The sequence below is a fragment of the Prevotella lacticifex genome, from assembly GCF_019973375.1.
Taxonomy (GTDB): Bacteria; Bacteroidota; Bacteroidia; order Bacteroidales; family Bacteroidaceae; genus Prevotella; species Prevotella lacticifex.
Genome location: NZ_BPTV01000001.1, coordinates 2,017,039 through 2,037,277, shown reverse-complemented (window position 1 = coordinate 2,037,277; position 20,239 = coordinate 2,017,039). Strand labels below are relative to the sequence as shown.

The window sequence follows — 20,239 nt, the reverse complement described above, 5'->3', positions numbered from 1 at the left end:
CTATTTGATGTGTGAACGATTTTGCTCAATCAAATTATAAATTTCAACTAATTTATCTTTAAGTAATTGATAGTCATGCTCTCTATATATACTACAGAGTTCATGATTCGCATTGTTGAATAAATTATCCAATCGGTCATTTGCACAATTGCTGTCACAAATGGGCATAATCGGACATTCCATGCAGGAACTATCATTCATATGAGAGCCATGCAACAGATAGCCATTAAGCAAATTATCATTTGAATATTCATCATCAAAGATGCTACCAACGATTCTATCATCCTTACCTAAGTCCTGCCAACACTTGTACAATTCACCCCTTGGCCCAATAACGTAAGATGACAGTTGATTTGCTCCACATCCAAAATAATTATACCTCGGATATGATATTAGATATCCATGACTCATATACCGCATGTATAAAGCACTTACTTCCGAATTACATAAGAAAGGAGCATTCTTTATAGAAGTACTACATGATTTTAGAACCCCTGGATAAATGAAGAGATTCTTTTTCCCCTTATATCTATTAGTTAAGAAATCGTTAAGATAAAGAAAATCGTCACCGTTGCTTTTATCTATATTTATTCGTATTTTAATATCAATAGATGGGAACAAAGATACAAATTCATCAAGATTACTTAGGATTATATTATATGTACCAGATCCATTAGCTGTTTTCCTCTTTTTATCATGGTTTAACTCTGAGCCATCAAATGTCACCTGAATAGCATTAAACTTGTAATCCTTAAACAATCGCAGGTTATAACCTCTAAGGAGTGTTCCGTTAGTAATAATTTCTTGATACTCTAAATCAGGAAAGTTCGTCTTAGAAAGTTCCTTCAATATGTAATCGATTTTTCCAACACAGAGCAACGGTTCGCCACCAAACCATGTTATTCTGATTTTTTTAGCGAAATTATGTTTTTTAACAAATTTAACTATCTTGTCACAGATGGCTTTATCCATAACAAATAAAGGTTTGTTCTCTTCAAAACAATATGGACAACAAAGATTACATTTTAAGGTCGGAGCAATCGTCAGATCTAAATGATCCTTAGAAAAAGAATTTGCCAAGAATCTCAATTTAAAATTATCCGCAATATTTCTATCTTCCTCATCAGTATTTATTATGGAAAGACGATGAAGAAAAGATGCTAGTTCTCTCTCAGAGGCATTCTGTATTTCTATAGAATCCAAATACTTGATAAATTCAAAGACATTATCATTAACTTTCCAGAAATTGTTCTTTGCAGAATTGTATACTAGATACTTTCCTCCTGCATCTAAAAGAAAGGTATATTTTGATTTTCTTAATTTCATATTATATTTATTCTTCTAAATAGATACAGATACGACATACAACGTTTTCATCCCAATTAATTTGGATGAAAGGGATCACACACTATTCCCATTATTTGAAATGAACTTAATTCACCTAAAGAAAAATTCCTTTGAGAGTATTTAATACCTACAAGGCAATAGTAAGAGCACAAACAGCATGCTTACATATGTCGTAACGGCAAAATCCGTATTGACAGAAATTATATGAACATGCCGAATAGTTGCACATTGTATAAACACAAGAATAGCTGCATTCACCAACAGCAGCACTATGCTTCGAACTAACTCCGCCTGTAACAATCTCCATCAAGCTTCCGTCAAGGATATCTCCTCTAACGAGTTCTTCAATTTCATATTTCTTATCCATAATCTACATATATTTTAAGTTAATTGCAAATTAAGTAAAAAATATTATAGATTCCAAACTTTTCGTCGAAAAATTCTTTATTTTAAACTTTATTAAACCTTGGCTGTAACATATTTTTAAACAAAGAATACAAATCGGTAACTACTCAGTCTTTTTGACATGATGGTTCGGAACGACTAAAATTAGTCGTTCTCTGATAAGAGTCTTCCGATAAAGTCATCCTTGGGAGCCATGTCCGAGATGAGTTGGAACAGAGCCTTGAATTTCGAAACACCATTTCTTTTCGCAGTCTCCACTATAGAATGAAAACAAGCGTACTCGTCTGCCCCGACTTCAGTTCTGAATCCTCCTGAGACCTTTGACTTTACTTTCAATATTCTTATGGCCCCCTCGCTAGAGTTGTTATGATGCGGGACACCCTCTTGCTCAAGGAATGTGAAGATATACTGCTCGCAGTTTATAAGTCCGTTTTGCAGAGCTTGAAAATCCTTGCACCCTTTTCTTTCGTAGGAGGACACATCCTGTTCCAGCAATTTGTGCAATTGTTTTTTGAGGCTTCCAATATCTATCTGCTCTCGCGGTTTGGTATTGCTCTCATGTATGGCCTGTCGTAGCAATTCTTGTATGTCCGAGGCCCAATGCTGTTCTTTGTTGAGGTCGCACAGATACTGAAGGTTTCTCAGTAAATGAACAAGGCACACCTGGTGTCCCCTGACCTTCAGCTTAAAATACGTACCATGAAGGTCAGTGTATAGGATGATGTCCTCCAGGTGCTTTAGTATACCATGCCGTTCCAAGGCCTTTAATCCTCTTGACTCGTCAGCGAAGACATAGCATAATTTCGGGCATTGCAGGCACCAGAACCAGCACAGTCTTTGATTGATGTATGCGCCAGTCTCGTCCATGCCTGCGGCTTTGAACTTCTCGATGTATGACAGTATGCTGTCATATACAGGGGTCGCCTTGTGCTTGTTCTTGCTCAGGATGTTTTTCACAGTACCCTCGGAAAAGGTCGGCACCATAAAAATATCCCTCATAATCTCCGCTATCCGGTTGTAGGGTACGGACTGCACTACAGAAAGGTACACGACCATGGTCTGAAGTACCGGGCCGTACATGACCTTCTTGCAGTCTCCTGTTACAGACTCTGCTCTTGCAGCCTTGTGGCAATGCGTGCAAACTGCAGAATAATACTTGTGCTCTGTGACAGAGCAAGGTTGCATTGGACCGGTTATTTCTATCTCCTGTATGGTTTTTACGCACACCTGTTCGGCGTCTTCCGGGATTGCATGTCCGCAAAAAGGGCATGTTTTCGCCTTATGTTCTATTGTCTTGTCCGGAGAGGTATTCTTGTCAAGGGAGTGCCCAGCATGACCCGGCTGTCCATCCGGATTCTTTCCGGACGGCTTCCGAAGTGAGCTTGTGTGCTGGATTATTTGCTTTGCAATGGACTGTTTTGTGGGAGGAATGCTCGAATTGGTGCTGTCTTTCTCGACGGGAGCTTCCTTTTTCAGCCTTGACAGTTCTTCCTTGGTTTGAGCCAGTTCCGCCTTAAGGTTGCGATTCTCTACTACAAGTTTTGTGTTGTTGCGGTTTAGGCGCGCCACATCGCTCTTGGTTGCCGAGAGCTCCTCTTTCATAGTGGTCATCTCGGCAAACAAAGACTTTACAGCCTCCAAAGGATCGGTAAGTGCGCCTAAATCTTTATATGTCATGGTGCAAATTTAGGCATAACTACTCAACCGGCCAAATAGTGTTAACGCGCTCTTAACATGGCTCCTGAAAACTGCAAAAAATGGAAAACGCCCACAACGTGTCTTCAACAACTTTGATAACTCCAATAACCTAATTGGTAAAACAAGACAGCTGTGGAAAATGCTTCCATAATACGGCATAGGTTGAACCGCTTGCCATGTAAATTTGTAACATCTCGGCGGAATATAACAATACTTGATTTCTGTCACGAACAACTTTAAAAGACTTTAACCTTAGAACTTAGCTGCGTAACTATTCAGCGAATGCCCGCCCAATTTCTCTTTCTGATGGTTATCTCAATTATGAGCCTTGTTTAAATGCCTATCAATCAGCAAAATAAGTATGAAAATAGTTCTGTTTTTGTTTGCTTATTTCAGACTTTTTTCGTACCTTTGTATCTGTGAAAGAGATAGTTACGGATATAGCAGATGTGCTGAAAAGCATGAATGAGAAGCTGGGGTCGATGCAGAAAACCATCGATTCGCAGCATGATACTATATGCAATCTTAACCGTAACATTAACAAACTGAACGTCGAGGTCAGCAAACGCAATGCGATAATAGAGGATCTTAGAAAGCGTCTTGCAAAGTACGAAACTCCAGACAAGAACTCCAACAACAGCAGCACGCCACCTTCCAAGGAGAAGATACAGGACGAAGTCGTCCGGCGTACTAAGACGCTGCGCAAAACGAGCGGTCGTAAGCCGGGTGGACAAGCAGGACACAAGGGCTGTACACTTTTGAAGACAGACAGTCCGGATTCCGTTGAAAACATAATTCCTAATTACTGTAACGAATGCGGCAACTCGCTCGAAGATAGTGAGCTTGTGATGGATTATGTTACACAGGTGATATCTCTTCCTGAAATGAAGCCTATAGTAAAAGAAATCAGACATTATGTTGCTATCTGTAGTAAGTGCGGAGCAAGAATACAATCCCACGTTGCAAGGAAACGCGGGGCAAATGCCGTTGTCTATGACGCTTCTGTCAAAAGCCTCGTCGTCTATCTTTCGGTAGTACAGTTCCTGCCTTATGGTCGCATTGCCGACTTCTTACTCGAAGTGTGTAATCTTTCGATAAGCGAGGGCTCCATGGTTAACTGGATAAACGAGGCCAAGACAAAAGCAAAGCCTGCTATTGACAAAATTAAGAAGCTCATTATGCAGTCAAAAGTTGTAGGCTTTGACGAGTCGGGCTGCTATTGCAACAAACGGCTGGACTGGGCTTGGATAGCACAGACAGTGTATTTTACACTCTTGTTCCGTGCTGGAGGAAGAAGTTCTAAGGAGCTTGAAAGTCGTTTTGGTGACAGCCTTGAGAGAATGATAGCAGTAACAGATCGCCATAGTGCCTATTTTGCCTTGCACTTCTTGAACCATCAGGTTTGTCTTGCGCATATACTTAGAGAGCTGCAATATCTGAACGAACTCGACACAACACAGCAATGGTCTGGAGAAGTTGAAAAACTTTTGAAGGAGGCAATCCACGAAATGAATACAAGGCCTAACGAGTATATTGAAAAAGAACCGTGGCTCGAAAAGCTTGATGCTCTGCTCAAGAAGAATTTGGAAGGATTTAAGGAACAGTTTCAGCGTCTCAAGAACGGTCTTATAAAATGCAGGGATTATATCTTCAACTTTCTGGAGGATCCTCTGATTCCTTCTGACAACAATGCAAGCGAACGAGGCATAAGAAAGTTGAAGATAAAACTGAAGAACTCTGGTACCTTTAGATCGGACTTAGGTGCAGATGCTTTCTTTGACCTGCATTCAATAATAGAAACTGCGAAGAAACATAAGCAGACACCATTTGAGGCAATCCGAGCACTGTTTGGTGCTACGGACAGCCCTGCCGTACCTATCGCTGAATAGTTACTTAGCTGCGCCGACAAAAAAAGACTGAGTAGTTACCACAAGAGACTCGACTTGTTAATAAACATTAATAGCGAAAACTTTTCTTATGCAATGTTTGGTCAATCGGAAGAAAACCTCTACCTTTGCACTCGCTAATCAAAAATCGGCTATACGAAGTAAAATGGTGCGTTAGTTCAGTTGGTTAGAATGCCTGCCTGTCACGCAGGAGGTCACGAGTCCGAATCTCGTACGCACCGCCAACTTCACCGATTATGGTGCGTTAGTTCAGTTGGTTAGAATGCCTGCCTGTCACGCAGGAGGTCACGAGTCCGAATCTCGTACGCACCGCGGAAACCTTGGAGATTATTTCTTCAGGGTTTTTTGTTGTTGGGTTTCTCTTGAGTCTTGGTTGTCATAGGGTTCGTCAGCGTGTGCGTATGCTTGCGTTGGACCTATTCACCAGTGTATTTTGTTGATAGAGCCCCTTATTGGTGTAGTGGGGGTGAATGTGTTCCTCCCTCCACGAATAAGCTATAGAGAAGAAGTTTGATATGATGCGGTGTATACAGAGACGGATGTCGACGTCGTCGACATGGTGCAGCAGTTATTGTTTTTCCTGGCTTGCGGCTTTGATGTTTCGCATGAGTCCCTCGTATTTGGCGCGCTTCACGGCAGAGCCTTTGAAGAGCCGCCTGTACTGCTCGATATCGAGGTTGCGCCAGTCTTCCTTTGTCATCTTCAGGAATTCCTCGCTCGGCTGCATGTCGGGGTCTGTGGTTGGTGTGGCAAAGCGGTTCCACGGACAGGCCTGCTGGCATCGGTCGCAGCCGTAGATGGTGTCGCCCATCGACTTCTTGGCCAGTGTTGACAGTTCGCCACGATTTTCTATAGTCTGGTAGCTCAGGCAGAGCGATGTGTCGAAAGGAATAGTGGAGAGGGCATGAGTGGGACAAGCGTCGATGCAGCGCCTGCACTGTCCGCAGAAGTTGCGTACAGGCTTATCGGCGTTGAGGCTGACGCTGACAAAAATTTCGCCGAGGAAGAACATCGTACCGGCATGGGGGATGATAAGCGAATGGTTGCGGCCTATCCATCCGAGTCCGGCTTTGACGGCCCAATAGCGTTCGAGCACAGGGGCACTGTCGACGAAACAACGATAGCGGACGGTATCGTTGTCGGGTGTAGGGGAGGACACCTCTGTATTACTGTCGCAGTGTGCTGTGCTTGCCGTGCTGCTGACCCTTGGCTGATTAGGAATCATCGTCCATCCGAATTTATTGGCAAGGAGCGTCATCTTCTTCTTCATGATGTCGTGATAGTCTTTGCCAAGGGCATAGGCGGCAAAATTGTAGTTGTCGGGCATGTGACCGGTGATCTCTTGTTTAGGAGCATAGTTGAGAGCCAGACTGATGATGCTCTTCGTTCCAGGGACGAGCAGGGTAGGGTCGAGGCGTTTCTCGAGGTTGTTGCTCATATATTCCATTGTGGCATAGTCTTTTTCGGCTACCCATGTGCGCACATGCTGCTGGGTGGCTGCATCGACGGGACCTGCCTGTGCTATGCCACAGGCAAAAAAGCCGAGACGCTTAGCCTCGGACTTTATCGATTCCTCCAGAGTCGCAGATCCGCTGAAGTCGTGTGCTGTTGTATTATTGGTATCGCTGTGTGGCATGTGGAATATTGTTATAGTGCAGACTGAAGAGATGCCACTGAGTAATGGTGGCACCAGTAATAAAGGCCATGATGCTGCAATAATAATACTGTTGTAGCGGGAGGATCAGGGTATCACCTTGAACTCATATCCCTGGTCTTTCAGCCATTGCAGACTCTGAGGCAGTGCTGTATGTAGTTTGTCGATGCTCTTCAGTGAGTCGTGGAACGTTATGATGGAGCCGTTGCGGGCATATCGCTTCACGTTGTTGAATACGTCGTCGGCATTGAGCCATTTTGAATAGTCGCGTGTGACGAGATCCCACATGACTATGGTGAACTTTCGTTTCAGCCACCAGTAGACGGCGTGCCGCATCCAACCATGTGGCGGGCGGAAGAGATGGGAGTGGATAAGCTCGTTGGCATCGTACACATCCATGGCGTAGGTTATCGTCCAGTGCTTGAAGGAACCAAGATGATGGAAGGTGTGGTTGCCTACCTGATGTCCGTCGGCAACGATCTGCTCGTAGAGCTTAGGATACTTGCGGACGTTGTCGCCGACCATGAAGAACGTGGCCTTGACGTTGAACTTGCGCAAGGTTTCGAGAATGAAGGGAGTGCTCTCAGGAATGGGACCGTCGTCGAAGGTGATGTAGACGGCATGCTCGTTGGTGTCCATTCGCCACAACGCGTGGGGATAAATCCATCTGAGCCATTTGGCTGGTTGTTCTATTATCAATGCTTATACGGATTATTGTTGTTCGTTAGTATAAAAGAAAGAAAAAACCAATAAAATCGGACCTTACCGACAGGCTTATGTCCGGTTTTATTGGTTCTTGTCAGAGTTCAGAGTTATTGAATCTGGCCACCCTTACTCTGGTAGCGCTGCATGAACTGTCCATAGGACGAACGATGACTGTTGCTCCATTGTGGATCGAGTTCAGAGGTCATTTGCAGAAGATTGGCCATTGTGTAGCCGAGTTGCATGCGGCATGTCTCCATACCCATGTTGAAGCCGCGGTCGTCAAGGCTGAGATAGAAATTGACGTACTGGCTTGCGGTCTTCCACAACTGGTCAGCGAGCTGACGGGCCTTGTCCTTGCGGCCAAGGAGATACCATGCCTGGGCGATGTCCATATCGCCGGCCATGACGTTCACCGGAACGTTATAATAAGGTATTTCCTTGTCGGACTTCTCGAGGACCTTCTGAGCGCGGGCCTTGTCGCCCTTACGGAGCAGGGCCATAGCTAACTGTGCCATCAGGCGACGGTGAGTGTAGCACATGCGCATGACGGTCTGGTCGATGTACAGTTCCTTGCGCGACAGTCCACCAAAGCGGAAGCGGTTCATGACGGCATCGTAGGTCTTGTTGACATCCATGTTGTCGTCAGGATCGACGGTGTAAGGAACAATGCGGTTGGCAAGGCCTTCCTGCAATTGGTTGTTGCCGAGACCTGCATAAGCATCAGAGCCCACAGTGGTGGCGATGTACAATGGACGTGTCCAGTCGGCGTTGGCAAGCATTTCCAGCATCATCAGGTTCGACTTGATGAGTGTAGACTTGCCGGCAAGCGAGATGACCATCTGGTTGGGGATGGAGTCCTTGTTAACCTGCATTCCACTCTTGAGAACGGCGTTCTTGTCGACAGTAAGATAGATAGTGTCGGTAGGAATCACGTTCAGAGCCTGACGCATCTCCTGGTCGGAGCCGAAGCCGTAGAGTTGCTTGAGCATGCTCTTCTGCTGAGCGGTGAAGTCGTTGCGCACCCAGTATTTAAGGATGTTCTTCAGCTCGTAAGGATTGTCACCGAAGATAGCCTTGGCCTGCTGAGGATAGTTCTTGTACAGGTCGTTGATATCATCTTTCATGTCCGGATTGACACGTATGTACTCGTTAGTTCCGGTGACATACTCCAGACGGCTCCATGTGATTGGCGCAGGTTTGGAATCGTAGGCCGGGCGCAGCATCTGGTCGATATACCAGTCGGTCGACAGGTAGCTGAGGTTGCAGACGCGGAACTCGGTGCCCTGGCCTTCTACCTCCTGGTTGTACCACAGAGGGAAGGTGTCGTTGTCGCCGTTGGTGAAGATGATAGCGTTGCTCTTAGGCTGCAGACTCATGAGGTAGTTGCGTCCGAAGTCGCGGCATGTGTAGCGGTTTGAACGGTCGTGGTCGTCCCAGTTCTGGCTGCCCATCTGAATAGGCACGAAGAGGGCGAGAAGCGACACTACTGCTGCTACGGCCACAGGCTGGAGCTTGAGCTTCTTCAGCCAGTCGATGATGGCGGCAACACCAAGTCCGCACCATATAGCGAAAGCATAGAACGAACCTGCGTATGCATAGTCGCGCTCACGAGGCTGGCTCGGAGTCTGGTTGAGGTAGAAGACTATGGCGAGTCCTGTCATGAGGAACAGGAAACCGACAACCCAAAACTGCTGTATGCCGCGTTTGCCACGGAATGCCTGCCAGAAGAATCCGATGAGACCGAGAAGCAACGGCAGTCCATAGTAGACGTTGTGACCTTTGTTTCCCGACGGGTTGGTGACAGGATCGTATGCCTTTAGCTCATCGGGAAGAAGACTCTGGTCGCCGTACATTGCATTATCGATGAATGGGATGCCGGTTATCCAGTTGCCATGCTCGAGCTCACCATTGCCCTGAATGTCGTTCTGACGGCCGCAGAAGTTCCACATGAAGTAACGCCAGTACATGAAGTTGCACTGGTAGGACATGAAGAAACGAAGGTTCTCACCCTGCGTTGGAATCTCTGTGCCATCACCGGCATCATGCTTTGTCACTCCGCCCATCCACGATTCATAATCCTGGGCGTGAGCCTGATCGTACATTCGTGGGAAGAGCATGTTCTCAGAGTAGATGTACTTATCCTTGTGGGTAGGTACGAAGTATGAGTCGGGCTCGTTAGGACTTGACTTTTCTTTCTTCTCATATATAGGTGCGCCATCCTGAACATCAGGAGCCTGCATGCCATCGCCTACTGGGTGGTAGGACAACTGAGAAGTGTAAGCCTGTCCATAGAACAATGGACGGTCGCCATACTGATCACGGCTCAGATAGTTTCCGAGTGTGAAGATATCCTCAGGCGAGTTCTGATCCATTGGGGGATTGGATGTAGAACGGATGATGATGAGGGCATAGGATGAGTAGCCGATCATCAGCATGAGCATACACAGTAAGGCTGTATTCTTGACACGGGAGGTAATAATGTTCTTGCATTTCTTGAGGACGAACCATAGGATGGCAAGGATTACTACTCCTGTGATGAATGCGCTCCAGCCAAATCCATAGAAAGGTATACCAAGAAGGGCTACTGCCACGAGGAAAGCAATGTTCTCGCGGGTGAGACTCTTGTTGGTGTAAGTTTCATAGATGGCCCATACAACTCCTGCAACGAGTACGAAGATGTAAATTATCGTTCCGGTGTTGAACGGCATACCGAGGGTATTGGTGAAGAATAGTTCGAACCAACCGCCTACAGTGATGATGCCTGGCACTACTCCATAAAGTACTGCTGCAACAATAATGAACGATAGAAGCAGGGCTAAAAGTGAGCCTTTGAGGTTGGCATCTGGCCATTTCTTGTAGTAGAACACCAGCACTATAGCTGGGATACACAGAAGGTTGAGCAGGTGCACGCCTATTGACAGTCCCGTCATATAGGTAATGAGCACGAGCCAACGGTCGCTGTGAGGCTCGTCGGCATGTTCTTCCCATTTCAGTATCAGCCAGAATACAACGGCAGTGAATGCCGATGAGTAGGCATATACCTCACCTTCTACTGCTGAGAACCAGAAAGTGTCGCTGAAGCAGTAGATTAGTGCGCCGACAAGTGCTGAGCCTTCAATGGCAATAGCCTTACTCAGCGTAGGTGCCTCGCCGTCGCGAACGATAAGGCGACGGGTCAGATGGCTGATGGTCCAGAAAAGGAAGAGGATACAGGTGGCACTCAGGAGAGCACTCATCGTATTGACCATCTTGGCAACTAATGTCGGGTCGTTGACAAACTGTGTGAATAGATTAGCTGTGAGCATGAAGAACGGTGCCCCAGGCGGGTGGCCGATCTCAAGCTTGTAAGCAGTTGTGATGAACTCAGGGCAGTCCCAGAAGGAGGCTGTCGGTTCAATGGTCGAGCAATAGACGAATGAGGCTATGGCAAACACAACCCATCCGACAATGCAGTCCACTAACTTAAACTTTTTCATTGTTATTAATTATAAACTCTGTTATTTCGATAGAATCGGTGCAAAGGTAATGATTTTAATTGAAAAAGGGAAAAGATGAAAGATTATTTTACTTAATGGCAAGTACGACGCTCCCTATTAATATAATGTAACGCAGAAGCTTCCCCGTTGTTATTGACAAGAGTGATATCGCCTTGTTGGCCCGGCTGTAGCCAAGGAGTATGGTAATGGCTGAGCCGATGAATGGCAGAAAGGCGAAGAACCCCATCCATGCCCCGCGTCCGTCCATGAACTTTTCGGCTTTCTCAAGTGATGATTTCTTGACGTGCAGATACTTTTCTATCCACTCTATCTTGCCGAGACTCCCAATATAATAATTGAACATTGAACCTCCAACATTACCAATCGTGCCATAGACAACGAGTGGAACAGGCTTCAGACCCATTGCCAATAGCCCGAGCATGACGGCCTCGGAAGAGAAAGGGAAGAAGCTCCCGGCGAGGAATGCTGCAACGAGCATTCCCCAATAGCCGTAGTCGAGCAGGAAATTTGTTATGGAATCCATATATTGTATGCGCAAATAGCCATTGCCATAATTATCAGAAGAATGAAATACCGGTTGGTCCACTTAGTGTGCGTCAGGGCAATGAAGTGGCCGATAAGCGGTGATGTGTTCACAGCAAGAATACCATAAAGGAACTTGAAGTGCTGAGGCTGGAGGATAATAAAGGCTATAGTGAGAAGATCGATGGTGATGAAAGTCTCATACAAAAGCCTTGTCCTGATGTTGTCGAGGTGCGCTTTGTTGACGAAGTGAATCATACCGGTGACAGCTAATAGAATCGTGAACGCCAAGGTGACAAGCTGATGGGAAGTAAGTACCTGCATACCAGCCACCTGACCGAAATTGGCCAACTCCTTAAAGTGGACTGCAAAAGCCGGAATGTCGTTCTTGAAAGCATACCACGCCAACAAGAACCAGTAAGGGGCTATGACTCCAAGGAGTGAGGCTATGAAGTTTCGGAAGTTCATCGCCAGCAGATTTGTCGAAGTAATAATCCACAGGAACGGCAAAAAAAACAAAACCTGAACCCAGAATACGCTTGCAAGACCGATGGCAAGATAAGCATAGAAGATCCATCCCGGCGAACTCTTGTCCTGATAACAGCGGAAAAGGAATGTGTAGAAGATTGTAAAACAAAGTGTTACCAAGGCCGGTGCATAGTCGGAAAAGAGGAATGTAGCTACCGATACGATGACCAGGAACGTGCACATTATCATCCGACTATATATCCGGATGAGTGCGTTGGCGCTGTTTAGCTGTCCCATCATCACCGAAGCCATTGCCATGCAGATGAATGACGTGACAATGTGAGGCTCAAAGGTCATCAGTCCTACAGCAAACCAAATGGCTAATGCTATGATCGTCATAGTGAGCGAAGACCATCGGCTCTCCGCTATTCTGTTTTGGAAACGCTTTTGTTTAATCACTGTTGTTACCTGATTTCAAATCTTTTTGTTCGTTGACAGAATCTGTTTGCAAACAGACTTGGCCGTTCTTATTCATCCGACCAAATCCATTTGCAAACCGGTTGAGTATGTTTCGCGTGCTGGTATAATCTGTACATTCAGCTGATTATATCCGCTTTACACACTGAAAAAAATTACTCAAAACCTAATTATAGGTCCTGACCGATGTCGCTGCGGAAGTACTTGTCCTTAAATTCTATCTTCTGCGCTTCCTTAAACGACTTGCGGAGAGCCTCCTCCTTGTTGCTACCGTATGATGAGACGGCTATTACACGTCCGCCATCGGTGACAACCTGTCCGTCTTTCATGGCTGTTCCGGAGTGGAAGACCACCGAGCCTTCGACCTTGTCGATGCCGTTGATGGTATAGCCTTTGACGTATTTCTGCGGATAGCCGCCGCTGACAAGCATCACGCACACAGCGGCTCTGTCGTCGAATTCAATCGGGCGTTTGTCGAGATCGCCCTTTGCCACACCCTCAAAGAGGTCTATGATATCGCTTTTGAGTCGCAGCATGACGCTTTCTGTCTCAGGATCGCCCATACGGCAGTTGTATTCTATTACCATTGGCTCGCCGTCGACGTTTATCAGTCCGAAGAAAATGAAGCCTTTGTAGTCGATACCCTCCTCCTTCAGTCCGTCGATAGTCGGTCTGATAATTCGGTCCTCGACTTTCTTCATCCATCCCTTTGTTGCGAACGGAACCGGTGACACTGAGCCCATTCCACCGGTGTTAAGACCGGTATCGTGCTCTCCGATGCGTTTGTAGTCCTTAGCCTCGGGCAGAATCTTATAGTGATCGCCGTCGGTAAGAACGAATACTGAGCACTCGATGCCGCTGAGGAACTGCTCAATGACCACCTTCGCTGATGCGTTACCGAACATACCGTCGAGCATCTCGCGGAATTCCTTCTTTGCTTCCTCCAGTGTGGGTACGATGAGAACGCCCTTTCCGGCAGCAAGACCGTCGGCTTTCAGCACGTAAGGAGGCTGAAGACTCTCAAGAAACTTGATACCTTCTTCTACGGTAGTGCCGTCGAAAGTCTCGTAGGCGGCTGTAGGGATATTGTGACGCTTCATGAATCCTTTTGCAAAGTCCTTTGAGCCCTCGAGTTCAGCTCCGGCTTTTGACGGTCCGATGACGGGAATGTCCTTTGTCCGCGGATCGTTGTGGAAATCATCCGTGATGCCGTTGACCAGAGGAACCTCCGGACCGACGACGAGCATGTCAATGTTGTGATTAGCGGCGAAATCCTTCAGCTTGTCAAATTCGTTGACACCGATAGGTACATTCTCTCCGATGTTGCATGTTCCGGCGTTGCCTGGAGCTATGTACAGTTTGTCACATTTGCTGCTTTGAGCAATCTTCCATCCTAAGGCATGTTCACGGCCGCCTGAGCCTAATAGTAATATGTTCATAACGTATTTCCCCAAATCATCCCCGAAGTGGGATTTTATTCTATGGCCTGTGGGGAAATGCAGGGTCTTGTTTATAGTTCTATATTTTTGGTATCGTATCTGTATGTTGTTGTAATGACTTGAAAACCAGTCTGTTCAGCGTGGAACCGACCTTTCGTGGGCCGGTTTCACGCTTTCTTTTTGTTGGATACACGCTTTTATCACTTCAAGTAATCCTCAAAGTATTGAGTTATTCTTTCGTGCAAGTGCACCGACTGATGTCCTCTCATGTTGTGTGGCTCACCGGGATAAACGAAGAAGTCGGGTTGCGTTCCGGCGGCGATGCATGCTTTTAAGAACGAGAACTCATGCTGCGGAACGACGACCGGGTCGTTGAGACCGATGATTATCTGCAGTTTTCCCTTCAGGTCCTTGGCTTTGTTGAGGAGCGATGTCTGGCGGTATCCCTCCGGATTAGTCTGCGGTGTGTCCATATATCTCTCGCCATACATCACCTCATACCATTTCCAGTCGATTACCGGTCCACCGGCAACGCCCACCTTGAATACGTCGGGATGGTTTGTCATGAGCGAGATGGTCATGAATCCGCCGAAACTCCATCCGTGAACGCCGATGCGAGTTGTATCGACATAGGATAGTGTGCGCAGGAAGTCGACACCTTTCATCTGGTCTTTCATCTCCTCCTGACCAAGATGGCGGAATGTGACCTGCTCAAAAGCTTTTCCGCGGTTCTCGCTGCCGCGGTTGTCGAGGATGAAGAGCACGTAGCCTTTCTGTGCCATATAAGTCTCCCACGAGCGACTTGCCCAGTGCCACCGTGCGTCAACATTGTGTGCATGAGGGCCTCCGTAGACGTAGACGACAGTAGGATACTTCTTCTTCGGGTCGAAGTTGACCGGTTTTACCAACCGATAATACAAGTCGGTGACACCGTCGGCAGCCTTTATCGTGCCGGTGCTGTATTCCGGGAGGTTATAGCCTTTCCATGGGTCGGGAGCCGTGAAATAGTTGAAGCACTTTGCGGTCTCCGAGTTGATGATGGAAATCTTCCTCGGCACCGTCGGCTCCTGATAGTTGTCGAGGATGTATCTTCCTGATGCACTGATGGTTCCGTTGTGCCATCCTTTCCCCGACTCATCGACAAGCTTTCGCTTTCCGTTGTCGACGTTGACCGTCCAGATATTCTGTTGTATTGGATTTGCCTCGTTGCTGGAGTAGATGATATCATGGCTCTTTGCGTCGAATCCGAGGAAATCCATCACTACCCATTTCCCGTTGGTTATCTGTTTTATTTCTTTCCCGTCCTTATTAAATAGGTATAGGTGGTTGTAGCCGTCCTTCTGACTTTGCATAATGAACTTACTGTTGTCCCACGGCAGAAATACGATAGGGTGGAGTGGCTCCACATATTTCTCGTCGGTCTCGCGATACAATTCCCCCTTCTTCTCGCCAGAGGCTGCATCGTAGCTTACAAGGCGGCAGTCGTTCTGGTCGCGGTTAAGCTCAAACATGTAGATAGTCGTCTCGTCGGGACTCCATGCGATGTTCGTAAAGTAGCGGTCGGTAGGATCGCCGGCCTGCAAATAGACCGTTTTCTTCGTCCGCAGGTCGTAAACTCCCACTGTTACCTTATGGCTCGTCTCTCCGGCCATCGGATATTTTATCGGCTCCGGAGTGTCAATTCTGCTCTGTCCCTCCTTTGGTGTCCAGTCGATTTCCGGAATATTAACGAGCGGATAGTCGGTCACCATACTCTGGTCCATCCTGTAGAATGCGAGCTTGTTGCCTTTCGGACTCCAGAAAAGTCCTCCGTTGATGCCGAACTCATCGCGGTGTACGCTTTGTCCGTATACGATGTCGCGCGAGCCGTCGGTTGTAAGCTTTGCGATATTGCCCTTAGCATCAGCGACATAGAGCTGGTTGCCGGCTACGAAAGCCGTGGCGCGTGAGGCACTGTTCCACTCCGAGCTCTGCTTCTCGTCGCCATAGACGTTGTGGCCGGGGTCGGTACTGAGAACTCCCGAGCGCCATTCCACCTTCTTCGTCTTGAAATTATATAGAAATCGCTCACCCGAGTTCTCCACGCTGATGACTGGTTTGTCGGCATAAGGGAAAGCGGCATAGTATAAACTCCTGACGAGCTCGGAGCCGCTTAGGCCGGCGACCTTGTTTATCTCGTCGAGACTTACAATCCGTTTCTCCTTCCCGCTGGTCTTGTCAACCTCGGCGCAGTAGTCGAGATTCAGTCTGATGAGGCGGTCGCCCCACCAGGTGGTGTATCTGTTCTCGGGGTAGAACTTCCGGTAGTTGACCCCGCCGAAGTTCAGGTCCTCAAGAGTGAATTGCTTATTTTGAGCCATTGCCGACATCGAACTTAGCAGGCCAATGGCCAGCATCAGTCCAATACATTTTAATTTGCCTTTCATATATCTTTTTCTCAGTGTCTGGATTGCGGGATTATTAATCCTCAAAATCGTCGTCCGCCGGCCTTCGTCCTTTTCCGCCGAAACGTTTTCCGCGTCCGCCGAAGTCCTTGTCCTTCCCGCGGAACCGCCGGTCCTTGCCACCGCGGTGCTCCTCGTTGTCGTCGTCGCGGTCGCGGAACTTGTTTTTGTATTTATCTTTCGACCGGCTGAAATGATGCTCGTCGTCGTGGCGGCCGATTCTCGGCTTTCTTGGGGACATGTCGCGGAAAGAGTGGAACTTGAAGTCGCGGATGTCGCTTTCCTCATTGTTCTCCTCCTCGTCGAGCAGCTGTTTGAACTCACGGTTCTTCTTGAACCGGTGCTTCTGAGCCATCTCGCGTTTCTCCTCCTCTGTCTTCACGATGCCACCCTCGTGGCGGAAGTCCTTCATATTGCCGTCGAACATGACATACTTGCGGAACTCGCACTCCAGCGAACCGTTGTAGAGCGGAATCTTGATGGACGGTTTCAGTCCGATGGCGCGGAAACACTCTTCCCGGTACGACAGAACCCAGGCCTCGTTGCCCTTGAAAGCATTCTTGAATCTCTCGCCGATCATGTGGTATGTGCCGAGCAGATTGTCGGTTGAGATGCGCTCGCCGTATGGCGGGTTCATCACGATGATGCTCTTCTCGGCCGGCTGCTGGAAGTTCTTGAAGTCCTGCTGGTCGATGGTGATGTCCTTCGAGAGTCCTGCTGCCTTGACGTTCAGCCTTGCAGTGTTGACTGCTTTCATGTCGGCATCGTAGCCGTAGATGTGATGTGTGAATTCGCGCTCCTGCGAGTCGTCGTTGTAAATCTCATCAAAAAGCTCCGAATCGAAATCTGGCCACTTCTCGAAGGCGAACTCTTTCCTGAAAACTCCGGGCGAGATGTTGCGGGCAATGAGCGCGGCCTCGATAGGAATGGTGCCCGAACCGCACATCGGGTCGATGAAATCGGTATCGCCTTTCCATCCGGTCATGAGAATCATTCCTGCTGCGAGGACCTCGTTGAGCGGTGCCTCCACCGATTCCTGTCGATAGCCGCGGCGGTGCAGGCTCTCGCCTGACGAGTCGAGCGACAGTGTGGCGTTGTCCTCAGCAATGTGAATGTTGAGTCTGATGTCGGGGTTCGACACCGAGATATTCGGGCGGCTGCCTGTTTTCTCGCGGAACTGGTCGACGATGGCATCCTTGACCTTGTAAGTGACGAACCGCGAGTTGCGGAAGTCGTCGGAGTAGACGACCGAGTCGACCGAGAATGTCTTTCCCGGGAGGATGTACTTGCTCCAGTCGATCTTTCTCACCTCATTGTACATATCGTCGGCCGAGCTGGCTTTGAACTCCGCTATCGGCTTTAGAATTCTGATGGCCGTGTGTAACTGGAAGTTGGCCCGGTACATCATCTCCTTGTCGCCGGTGAACGACACCATTCTGCGACCTATCTCAACATTGTTGGCACCCAGCTCTGTGAGTTCCTTGGCCAGCACCTGTTCCAGTCCCATGAAGGTCTTGGCAATAAGTTTGAACTCGGATGATGGCTTGATTTCTTTATCCATTTTATTTATTATGAAACTTTCTTGACTAATAATTTTTCTGTTATTATTGCTTCTTCCTGCGCTCCCGCGGATGTGCTCCGTCGCCGCCGGAATCGGCTTTTGGGGGGTGTTGTTCCCGCGGCAGGTTATATTCCTCCGCCTTCCTCGAAGAACATGTCGAGCTTGTCGGTTTTCTCCGTCTTGTACTTTTTGGTTCCGGCTCTCATGTCGCGGGTCACCCACACGTTGGCTCCCACCACGCATCCGTCACCGATGTGTATGCGCCCCAGTACTGTGGCGTTGGCGTAGATGATGACGTTGTTGCCGATGATGGGGTGGCGCGGTATGCCCTTGATGGGCTTCCCGTTCTCGTCGAGAGGGAAACTTTTGGCTCCGAGGGTGACACCCTGGTAGAGTTTGACGTTGTCGCCGATGATGCAGGTGGCTCCTATGACTACACCCGTACCGTGGTCGATGGTGAAATGCTTGCCGATGGTGGCTGCCGGATGTATGTCGATGCCCGTTTCCGAGTGGGCCAGCTCCGTCATCATGCGCGGTATGAGCGGCACCTCCTCGAGGTATAGCTCGTGGGCAATGCGGTAGTTGGTCAGAGCTTTTATCACGGGATAGCAACTGATGACCTCACCCTGGTTGATAGCCGCCGGGTCGCCCTCGAAGGCAGCCTCCACATCGGAGCTTAGTGTCCGGCGGATGTCAGGATAGCGTTGCAGCACCGTCAGGGCAATGGTCTCTGCGTTCTTACGGCACAGGTCCTGCTCCTCAAGTGGTTGGGCGCAGTGGCAGTCCTGGTTGAACAGCAGTCCGGCCATAATCTGCCGTGTGAGCAGCTTGTGCAGGCGCTCCATGTTCACCCCGATGTGATAGCGGATAGTGCTCTGGTTGACATTGGAGTCGCCGTAGTATCCGGGGAAGAGAATCGAACGCGACAGCGAGATGATTTCCTCCAGGTCGCGGCCAGAGGGCAACGGGTCGCCGTCGCGGTGCTCGTGGAATATTCCACGCATCGACTCCTCGGCCGACAATTCCTCTACTACCTCTGTCAGATGCTCTATTATCTGTGGACTGCTCATTAATTTATCACCTTTTTATATTATACTAACTTAATCAGCCCACAAAGTTACTACTTTTTTTCTCCATTGCCAATACAATTAGTTCCTTTTTTTAGTCGTTCATCTTTTATCGTTGGCAGAATGGTTAATATTTACGTCTGAGCGGGCTATCGTCCTGCTAAAGATACGGTTGGAATGACATTGATTGACAGTCCGGCATCTTGCTGAAGCCAACGAGTTGATTCCCGCTTATGACGGCAATATTATGAGAATACGAAGCGGGCTGATGAAAAAATGCGAAAAATCCTTACACCATTTCCAAACCTACCGTTTAGCATTCCCAAACGGTCCTTTTCGCATTCCCAAATGGCCCGTTTTGCAGCCTCAAACGGCCCGTTTCGCAATGTTAAATGATATGCTTCTGTAAGTTGCTGATAGTCAATGCATAATAGGATCGACTTTGATAGGACTTTTGTTTGAATTTTCTTTACTTCTCATCTCGCCTCACATGCGCTCTTTCTGCCTTTTTCGTCTGTATCGTTCGGCAACTTTTGGAGTCTAAGTGTAATAAATGCAAGATTGCTGGATGGTGGCATGAAAATATGGAATTGCCTGTCGAAGGATGGCAGGAAACAGAGGATGAACTACGCCTTTATGTCATTTCTGTCAGTCACCGTTTGCCACTTTTGTCACATTCATGCCTTAGAAAGCCCGAAAAAGTATGCCACTGCCATGTTGGCACGGTTTTCGTAGTATGTGGGGCGGAAAGTAAAATTTTAAAACGCTATAAATTATGAAAATTCAACCATTAGCAGACAGAGTACTGGTACTTCCTGCACCAGCTGAAGAAAAAGTAGGTGGAATCATCATTCCTGACACCGCGAAAGAGAAGCCACAGCGTGGCAAGGTCATCGCTGTTGGTGAGGGAACTAAGGACGACAAGATGGTTCTCAAGGAAGGCGATGAGGTGCTGTATGGCAAGTATGCCGGCACAGAGCTCGAGAACGAGGGCGAGAAATATCTTATCATGCGCCAGAGTGACGTATTGGCAGTACTGAAGTAATTT

13 protein-coding genes and 2 tRNA genes are annotated in these 20,239 nt (G+C 47.8%); 4 read left to right on the top strand and 11 right to left on the bottom strand.

The window, feature by feature from the left end; translation table 11 throughout:
- Both LDN30_RS08060 and tnpC (LDN30_RS08055) read right to left on the bottom strand, forming a co-directional pair.
- Nucleotides 1–1,326 carry a radical SAM/SPASM domain-containing protein gene (locus LDN30_RS08060; protein WP_223926177.1) on the bottom strand — a complete coding sequence of 442 codons (1,326 nt, stop codon included), beginning with the start codon at nt 1,324–1,326 and terminating at the stop codon, nt 1–3.
- Nucleotides 1,327–1,896: 570 nt separating this feature from the next.
- Entirely contained in the window at nt 1,897–3,429 is a 1,533-nt protein-coding gene (tnpC, locus tag LDN30_RS08055; RefSeq protein WP_223926176.1) for an IS66 family transposase, read from the bottom strand.
- 440 nt (nt 3,430–3,869) lie between these two features.
- On the opposite strand from tnpC (LDN30_RS08055), the gene tnpC (LDN30_RS08050) reads away from it, so the two are divergent.
- The 3 genes from tnpC (LDN30_RS08050) (at nt 3,870) to LDN30_RS08040 (ending at nt 5,669) form a co-directional block, all read left to right on the top strand.
- Nucleotides 3,870–5,339, top strand: a complete 1,470-nt coding sequence (tnpC, locus tag LDN30_RS08050; RefSeq protein WP_223926175.1) for an IS66 family transposase — start codon at nt 3,870–3,872, stop codon at nt 5,337–5,339.
- Nucleotides 5,340–5,504: 165 nt separating this feature from the next.
- A tRNA-Asp gene (locus tag LDN30_RS08045) sits at nt 5,505–5,581 on the top strand.
- 14 nt (nt 5,582–5,595) lie between these two features.
- Nucleotides 5,596–5,669, top strand: a tRNA-Asp gene (locus tag LDN30_RS08040).
- A gap of 256 nt (nt 5,670–5,925) precedes the next feature.
- Here the strand turns inward: LDN30_RS08040 and queG are convergent.
- From queG to LDN30_RS07995, 9 genes are all read right to left on the bottom strand, one after another.
- Complete coding sequence (gene queG, locus LDN30_RS08035) at nt 5,926–6,993, bottom strand: tRNA epoxyqueuosine(34) reductase QueG (RefSeq protein ID WP_223926174.1); 1,068 nt, start codon at nt 6,991–6,993, stop codon at nt 5,926–5,928.
- A gap of 105 nt (nt 6,994–7,098) precedes the next feature.
- Nucleotides 7,099–7,710 (bottom strand): polysaccharide deacetylase family protein, encoded by a 612-nt coding sequence (locus LDN30_RS08030; protein ID WP_223926173.1) that lies wholly within the window; start codon nt 7,708–7,710, stop codon nt 7,099–7,101.
- A 113-nt stretch (nt 7,711–7,823) separates the two neighbouring features.
- Nucleotides 7,824–11,192, bottom strand: a complete 3,369-nt coding sequence (locus LDN30_RS08025) for a glycosyltransferase family 117 protein (RefSeq protein WP_223926172.1) — start codon at nt 11,190–11,192, stop codon at nt 7,824–7,826.
- An 88-nt stretch (nt 11,193–11,280) separates the two neighbouring features.
- Nucleotides 11,281–11,736 carry a YqaA family protein gene (locus LDN30_RS08020; RefSeq protein ID WP_223926171.1) on the bottom strand — a complete coding sequence of 152 codons (456 nt, stop codon included), beginning with the start codon at nt 11,734–11,736 and terminating at the stop codon, nt 11,281–11,283.
- A complete protein-coding gene (locus tag LDN30_RS08015) occupies nt 11,724–12,662 on the bottom strand; it encodes a hypothetical protein (protein ID WP_223926170.1) in 939 nt (312 codons plus the stop codon). Before LDN30_RS08015 ends, LDN30_RS08020 begins: the two co-directional genes overlap by 13 nt.
- Nucleotides 12,663–12,850: 188 nt before the next feature.
- Nucleotides 12,851–14,119 carry a phosphoribosylamine--glycine ligase gene (purD, locus tag LDN30_RS08010; RefSeq protein ID WP_223926169.1) on the bottom strand — a complete coding sequence of 423 codons (1,269 nt, stop codon included), beginning with the start codon at nt 14,117–14,119 and terminating at the stop codon, nt 12,851–12,853.
- A gap of 200 nt (nt 14,120–14,319) precedes the next feature.
- Entirely contained in the window at nt 14,320–16,545 is a 2,226-nt protein-coding gene (locus LDN30_RS08005; RefSeq protein WP_223929195.1) for a S9 family peptidase, read from the bottom strand.
- Between the two features lie 34 nt (nt 16,546–16,579).
- A complete protein-coding gene (locus LDN30_RS08000) occupies nt 16,580–18,124 on the bottom strand; it encodes a THUMP domain-containing class I SAM-dependent RNA methyltransferase (RefSeq protein ID WP_223929194.1) in 1,545 nt (514 codons plus the stop codon).
- Between the two features lie 125 nt (nt 18,125–18,249).
- On the bottom strand, nt 18,250–19,194 hold the full coding sequence (locus LDN30_RS07995) for a serine O-acetyltransferase (RefSeq protein WP_223926166.1): 945 nt from the start codon (nt 19,192–19,194) through the stop codon (nt 18,250–18,252).
- A gap of 772 nt (nt 19,195–19,966) precedes the next feature.
- On the opposite strand from LDN30_RS07995, the gene LDN30_RS07990 reads away from it, so the two are divergent.
- A complete protein-coding gene (locus LDN30_RS07990) occupies nt 19,967–20,236 on the top strand; it encodes a co-chaperone GroES (protein ID WP_223926165.1) in 270 nt (89 codons plus the stop codon).
- The last annotated feature ends 3 nt before the right edge of the window (nt 20,237–20,239 follow it).

What these genes read in the sequence shown, in the direction of transcription:
- LDN30_RS08060 (WP_223926177.1), bottom strand. Translation starts at nt 1,326, where the DNA reads ATGAAATTAAGAAAATCAAAATATACCTTTCTTTTAGATGCAGGAGGA.
- tnpC (WP_223926176.1), bottom strand. Translation starts at nt 3,429, where the DNA reads ATGACATATAAAGATTTAGGCGCACTTACCGATCCTTTGGAGGCTGTA.
- queG (WP_223926174.1), bottom strand. Translation starts at nt 6,993, where the DNA reads ATGCCACACAGCGATACCAATAATACAACAGCACACGACTTCAGCGGA.
- LDN30_RS08025 (WP_223926172.1), bottom strand. Translation starts at nt 11,192, where the DNA reads ATGAAAAAGTTTAAGTTAGTGGACTGCATTGTCGGATGGGTTGTGTTT.
- LDN30_RS08020 (WP_223926171.1), bottom strand. Translation starts at nt 11,736, where the DNA reads ATGGATTCCATAACAAATTTCCTGCTCGACTACGGCTATTGGGGAATG.
- purD (WP_223926169.1), bottom strand. Translation starts at nt 14,119, where the DNA reads ATGAACATATTACTATTAGGCTCAGGCGGCCGTGAACATGCCTTAGGA.
- LDN30_RS08005 (WP_223929195.1), bottom strand. Translation starts at nt 16,545, where the DNA reads ATGAAAGGCAAATTAAAATGTATTGGACTGATGCTGGCCATTGGCCTG.
- LDN30_RS08000 (WP_223929194.1), bottom strand. Translation starts at nt 18,124, where the DNA reads ATGGATAAAGAAATCAAGCCATCATCCGAGTTCAAACTTATTGCCAAG.
- LDN30_RS07995 (WP_223926166.1), bottom strand. Translation starts at nt 19,194, where the DNA reads ATGAGCAGTCCACAGATAATAGAGCATCTGACAGAGGTAGTAGAGGAA.
- LDN30_RS07990 (WP_223926165.1), top strand. Translation starts at nt 19,967, where the DNA reads ATGAAAATTCAACCATTAGCAGACAGAGTACTGGTACTTCCTGCACCA.